General features: G+C 74.0%; 2 protein-coding genes. Both read left to right on the top strand.

From position 1 onward, the window contains the following. The first annotated feature begins 410 nt into the window (after window positions 1–410). On the top strand, window positions 411–800 hold the full coding sequence (locus ABZU46_RS31440) for a hypothetical protein (protein WP_354863324.1): 390 nt from the start codon (window positions 411–413) through the stop codon (window positions 798–800). Between the two features lie 100 nt (window positions 801–900). Beyond that, window positions 901–2,994, top strand: coding sequence for an amino acid transporter (locus tag ABZU46_RS31435; RefSeq protein WP_354863323.1), 2,094 nt, complete (start codon window positions 901–903; stop codon window positions 2,992–2,994). Window positions 2,995–3,293: the final 299 nt, after the last annotated feature.

The raw sequence follows: 3,293 nt of genomic DNA, 5'->3' as shown, positions 1-3,293 counted from the left end.
GCCGCGCCCCCCGGTTGACCCGGCCGGCGGGGGGTAGTCACGCGCACGGCCGGGGGGGCGCCGACGGTCTCCCGCCCCCGGCCCCCGGGGGGGGGGCCGCCCGGCGGCGGGGGAGCGGGTGCGGGCCGGGCTCGCTGTGCCGGTCGGCGGTGACGGGACGGGCCGCCGGCCGGCCCAGCGGCCACGCGGGGGTACGGGCCACCGCACGGTGGTGGGGGCCGGACCGGCCGCGGTGTGCTCGGTCGTCAACGGGGCGCCGGCCGGGGGTGTCGGTCGGCTCGTACGGGGTACGCCCGCGCCATGACCGTCCTGGCCCGGCGCCGGCCCGCCGCCCGACCCCGCCCCGCGCGGCCCGGTCCGCTCCGGCCGGGCGGCCCGGTACCACGACCCGCCGCCCGTCCCGGCGCGCGATGACCGCCGCTTTGGCCCGGTTTCCGTTCCGTTTCGACTCGGCGTTCCGTCCACCGTTGGCGCTGCTGGGCGTCCGACCGGCGACGGCCTGGGTCGCCGTCACCGACCAGGACCTCCTGATCCGGTACGGGCCGTGGCGGCTGCGCACCGGCCGGGACAACGTGCTCGGCGCCGAGGTGGGCGGCCCGTACCGCTGGTGGCGGGTGATCGGCCCGCACCTGTCGTTGGTCGACGGCGGCGTGAGCTTCGGCAGCAGCACGGCGGGCGGGGTCTGCCTGCGCTTCGGCGTACCGGTGCCGGCTCTGGCGCCCGGCGGCTGGCCCCGGCATCCGGCGGCCACGGTCACCGTTGCCGACCCGCCGGCCCTCGCTCGGCTGCTCGCCGGATGAGGACCTGCCCTGAGCAGGCCATCCGCATACCCGGTTCCGCCGGTCGGACCGCCGGGCACCACCTACCGTCGGATCAGGACCTGCGAGGGTGGGACGGGCGATGGCTGACGAGCACCGGGCGAGACCGCGACGCTGGAACGGACGACGCCATACGCCGACGGGACCGGACCCGGCCCTGCGCGCCGCCCGCGACCCGGCCCGCCCGCACTCCGGCGGCCGGCGGGGTGTCGTGGTGCCCGAGCGGGTCGACAGCCCGGCCCGGTCGGCGCCGCCGGCCAGCCCGCTGCGCCGGTGGCTCTTCCAGCACCAGGTGCAGCCGCCCGGCCCGGAGGCCGAAGAGGGGCAGAGCCGCCGGCACCCCTGGTGGCAGGTGATGTGCCTGACCGGCGTGGACTACTTCTCCACCCTGTCCTACCTGCCGGGCATCGCGGCGGTGGCCGCTGGTGCGCTGTCCCCGCTGGCGACCATGCTGATCGTCGCGCTGACCCTGTTCGGCATGCTGCCCATGTACCGCCGGGTGGCCCAGGAGAGCCCGCACGGGCAGGGCTCGGTCGCGATGCTGGAACGGCTGCTGCCGTTCTGGCGGGGCAAGATCTTCGTGCTCGTGCTGCTCGGGTTCGTGGCCACCTCGTGGATCATCACGATCACCCTGTCCTCGGCCGACGCCACCGTGCACCTGCTGGAGAACCCGTACCTGCCGGACGCCCTGCACGGCCCGGCGGTGCCGGTGCTGGTCACCATGGCGCTGCTGCTCGTCCTCGGCGGCGTGTTCCTGCTCGGCTTCCGCGAGGCCGTCGTGGTGGCCATCCCGCTGGTGGCGGTCTTCCTCGTCCTCAACGCGGTGATCGTGGTGGTCGCGGTGACCCGGATCGTCGAGGACCCCGCCATCGTGTCGGACTGGACCACCGGGCTGACCGCGGGCGGCGGGGCGGGCCACGTCCTGATCACGGCCGTGCTGGCGTTCCCGCTGCTGGTGCTGGGGCTGTCCGGCTTCGAGACCGGCGTCAGCATGATGCCGCTGGTGTCGGCCGACGGCCCGGACCCGGCGGCCCGGCTGGCCGCCCGGATCCGCAACACCCGCCGGCTGCTCACCACCGCCGCGCTGATCATGTCGGTGTACCTGATCTCGACGACCTTCGTGACCACCGCGCTCATTCCCGCCGCCGAGTTCCGCCCGGGCGGCCCCGCGAACGGTCGGGCGCTGGCCTTCCTGGCGCACACCTATCTCGGCGAGGGTTTCGGCACCGTCTACGACGTGAGCAGCGTGCTCATCCTCTGGTTCGCCGGCGCTTCGGCCATGGCCGGCCTGATCAACATCGTGCCCCGCTACCTGCCCTCGTACGGCATGGCCCCGGAATGGGCACGCGCGGTACGTCCGGTGGTGATCGTCTACACCGTGGTCAGCGTCGCCATCACGATCGCCTTCCGGGCCGACGTCAACGCCCAGGCCGGGGCGTACGCCACCGGCATCCTGGCGATGATGGTCTCCGGCGCGGTGGCGGTGACCATCTCCGCGGTCCGGCACCGCCAGCGCGCCGCCGGCATCGGGTTCACGGTGCTGACCCTGGTGCTGCTGTACGCGCTGTTGGAGAACGTCGTCGAGCAACCGGACGGGATCACCATCTCGGCGCTGTTCATCCTGGGCATCATCGTGGTGTCGCTGATCTCCCGCGTCACCCGGACGACGGAGCTGCGCGCCGAGCGGATCGAGTTCGACGAGCCGGCCCGCCGGTTCGTCGCCGATTCGCTGGCTCATGACGGGCAGTTGCACCTCATCGCCAACAAGCGGCAGAGCGGCTCGGCGAAGGAGTACACGATCAAGGAGCGGGCGCAGCGGAGCATCAACCCGGTGCCCGGGGCCGCCGACGTGCTGTTCCTGGAGATCGACGTGGTGGATCCGTCGGGGTTCAGCCAGGTGCTGCGGGTGCACGGCGTCGAGGTGGCCGGCTTCCGGGTGCTGCGGGCCAGCAGCCCGGCCGCGCCGAACGCGATCGCCGCGATCCTGCTGGCGCTGCGCGACGCCACCGGGGTACGCCCGCACGCGCACTTCGAGTGGTCGGAGGGCAGCCCGATCGCGCATCTGCTGCGCTACCTGATCCTCGGCCAGGGGGACACCCCGCCGGTGGTACGGGAGATCATTCGCCGTATCGAGCCCGACCCGCTGCGTCGGCCCGGCATCCACGTCGGCGGGTGAGCGCGCACCGTCTGGTGCCGTTGAAGATGAATGGCAGCACTGTTCACGTTCACACCTTCCTGTCCGTATTGCGCTTTAAGGTGACCTTTGGTGGAGGGCGCGCAGCCGGCCGGCGAGGTCGTCGGCGAAGAAGTTCCCGCCCACGCGTCCGAACCAGCCTCCTAGGACGCGCTGCGCGGTGTGACGGTGCCCGTCCGCGCTGCGCGGTGTGACGGTGCCCGTCCGCGCTGCGCGGTGTGACGGTGCCCGCCCCGGGGCGGGCCCCGTGCCCCTCAACCCCGGGCGGCAAACGGCCCGCG

Origin of the sequence: Micromonospora sp. NPDC005197, from assembly GCF_040608295.1 — a bacterium.
Taxonomy (GTDB): Bacteria; Actinomycetota; Actinomycetes; order Mycobacteriales; family Micromonosporaceae; genus Micromonospora.
The sequence above is the reverse complement of the archived record's forward strand: the minus strand, read 5'-3'. Positions and strand labels throughout refer to the sequence as shown.

Excerpts from the sequence above, each read along its gene's own strand:
- ABZU46_RS31440 (WP_354863324.1), top strand. The coding sequence starts at position 411 with ATGACCGCCGCTTTGGCCCGGTTTCCGTTCCGTTTCGACTCGGCGTTC.
- ABZU46_RS31435 (WP_354863323.1), top strand. The coding sequence starts at position 901 with ATGGCTGACGAGCACCGGGCGAGACCGCGACGCTGGAACGGACGACGC.